Source organism: Streptomyces sp. NPDC002276 (assembly GCF_053891435.1).
This window is the reverse complement of the sequence record NZ_JBSFCQ010000057.1, coordinates 1-2,856: the sequence shown is the minus strand read 5'-3', so window position 1 is coordinate 2,856 and position 2,856 is coordinate 1. Positions and strand designations below refer to the sequence as shown.

2 protein-coding genes are annotated in these 2,856 nt (G+C 65.0%); both read left to right on the top strand.

Annotated elements, in window-relative coordinates; all coding sequences use genetic code 11:
• On the top strand, positions 1-2,256 hold a 2,256-nt coding region (locus ACWIHT_RS47150), incomplete at its 5' end, for a non-ribosomal peptide synthetase (protein ID WP_456174817.1).
• 140 nt (positions 2,257-2,396) lie between these two features.
• Positions 2,397-2,856: condensation domain-containing protein (locus ACWIHT_RS47145; RefSeq protein WP_456174816.1), on the top strand; the 460-nt coding region annotated here is incomplete at its 3' end.

The following is a 2,856-nucleotide window of genomic DNA, read 5'->3' as shown; positions in this document are numbered from 1 at the left end:
CATCAGGATGTGCCGTTCGAGCGGTTGGTGGAGGTCCTCAACCCGGCCCGTTCCATGGCCCGCCACCCGCTGTTCCAGGTGATGCTCGCCTTCCACAACAATGTCCGTCCCGAGCTGGACCTGCCCGGTGTTCACGCCCAGGTCGGGCCTGTCGGTGATGTGGCGGCCAGGTTTGATCTGTCGTTCAGCCTGGGGGAGACCCATGGCCAGGACGGGCGGCCTGCCGGGCTTGAGGGGCAGGTCGACTACCGGACGGATCTGTTCGCGGAGGAGACGGTCCGGGGGCTCGTGGACCGGTTGGTGCGTGTGCTGGAGGCGGTCGGTGCCGATCCGGATACGGCGGTCCGTTCCGTCAGTGTTCTCGGTGCTGAGGAACGGCAGCGGATTCTGACCGCGTGGAATGACACGGGTCGTGAGGTTCCGGATGTGTTGTTGCCGGAGTTGTTTGAGGCGCAGGTGGTGCGGACTCCGGATGCTGTTGCTGTGGTGAGTGGTGGTGTTGAGCTCACTTATGCGGAGTTGAATGCCCGGGCGAATGGTTTGGCGCGGTATTTGGTGGGGTGTGGTGCGGGTCCGGAGCGTTTGGTGGCGGTGGCGTTGCCGCGGTCGGTGGATCTGGTTGTTGCGTTGTTGGCGGTGTTGAAGAGTGGTGCGGGGTATGTGCCGGTGGATCCGGAGTATCCGGTGGACCGGATTGCGTACATGCTCCGGGATGCTCGGCCGGCGTTTGTTCTGACAGATGAGGCAACAGCCGGTCTGCTGCCCCGTGACAGTGACGTCCCTTGTGTGCTGCTCGACGATCCTTCGGTGCGGGACGCGGTCACGGCCTTGAGCACGGCAGATCTGACGGACGGAGATCGTTTGGCATCGGTGGTTCCTGCGCATCCCGCGTATGTGATCTATACGTCGGGGTCGACGGGGCGGCCGAAGGGCGTGGTGGTTTCGCATGTGGGTCTGGCGAGTTTGTCGGGGACGCAGGTTGAGGGTCTGGGCGTGGGGTTGGGTTCCAGGGTTCTTCAGTTTGCGTCGGTGAGTTTTGACACGTCGGTCTGGGAAGTCTGGATGGCGTTGTTGTCGGGGGCGGTGCTGGTGGTGCCGTCGCTGGAGGAGCGGGTTGCGGGTGAGCCGTTGTCGCGGTTTGTGGTGCGGCACGGGGTGACGCATGCGACGTTGCCGCCGGCGGTGTTGGAGGTGTTGGGGGAGGAGGGTCTTCCTCAGGGGCTGACGTTGGTGTTGGCGGGGGAGGCGTCTTCTGCGGGGTTGGTTGACCGTTGGGTTGTGGGGCGTCGGGTGTTCAACTCGTTCGGTCCGACGGAGACGACGGTTGATGTGACGTTGTGGGAGTGCCGGGCTGGTGATGTGTCGGTGCCGGTGGGCCGTCCGGTGTGGAACACGCGGGTGTATGTGCTGGATGCGGGTCTGTCGCCGGTGGCGGTGGGTGTGGCTGGTGAGTTGTATGTGGCGGGGGCCGGTCTTGCGCGGGGGTATCTGGGCCGTGCGGGTCTGACGGCTGAGCGGTTTGTCGCGGATCCATTCGTGGTGGTACCCGGTTCGCGGATGTATCGGACCGGGGATGTGGTGCGCTGGTCTGCGGCCGGGGTCTTGGAGTTCGTCGGCCGGGCGGACACACAGGTGAAGGTACGCGGCTTCCGTATCGAGCCGGGCGAGGTCGAAGCCGTCCTGGCGGAGCACGGGCAGGTGGCTCAGACGGCGGTCGTGGTACGGGAGGACGTACCGGGAGACAGGCGGCTTGTCGCCTACGTCGTACCCGCGGCCGATGCCTCCGCGGATGACCTCCCGTCGGCCGCTGTCACCGTCGAACTGCGCAGCCACGCTCGCCGCAGTCTGCCGGACTACATGGTGCCGTCGGCATTCGTGGTGTTGGACGCTCTGCCGTTGACGCTGAACGGAAAGCTGGACCGGCGGGCCCTGCCGGCACCCACGTACACATCGGACGCGTCCGGGCGTGCGCCCCGGACATCGCAGGAGGAGATCCTGTGCGGCCTTTTCGCCGAAGTCCTCGGTAACGGACCCGTTTCCATTGACGACAGCTTCTTCGACCTCGGCGGACACTCGCTCCTGGCCACTCGGCTTGTACGCCGGATCCGGCTGGCGCTGGACGTAGAAGTCACGGTTCGGTCGCTGTTCGAGGCACCCACGGTGGCTCTGCTGGCGACAGAACTCGCTTCAGCTACTACGGCGAAGACGCGCCCCAAGCTGCGACGTATGCGCCCCCTCCAGGAAGACGGCGAATGACATCGCTCTTCCCCGCGACGGGCAAGAGCGGCGGAGCCCGAGGAGTAATCCTCCAGCCCGCTCGCACATTCTTCATGTAATCCACTGCCTTGGATGGCGGTGATCCCTCTGTGTGAGGGAGCAAGCGAAAGGTTGTTCCTGTGATTCCGGTGTCTTTCGCGCAGCGTCGGCTGTGGTTCCTCGGTCAGTTGGAGGGCGTGTCCGCGACGTACAACATTCCTCTCGTGCTCCGTCTGAGTGGGGCGTTGGATGTGGGGGCGTTGCGGGTGGCGTTGGGGGATGTGGCGGGTCGTCATGAGAGTTTGCGGACGGTGTTTCCGCAGGTGGACGGTGAGCCGCGGCAGGAGATTCTGACGGGTGCTGCGGGTGTTCCCGAGGTTGTCGTGAAGTCCGTGGTTGCTGAGGACATTGCTTCGGCGGTGGCTGGTGTGACTGGCGCGGGTTTTGATCTGGAGCGGGATCTGCCGTGGCGGGTGCGGTTGTTGGAGGTTGCGGACGCGGTTGATGAGTGGGTTTTGGTGGTGGTGGTTCATCACATTGCGGCTGATGGCTGGTCGATGGCGCCTTTGGCGCGGGATCTGTCGCAGGCGTATGCGGCGC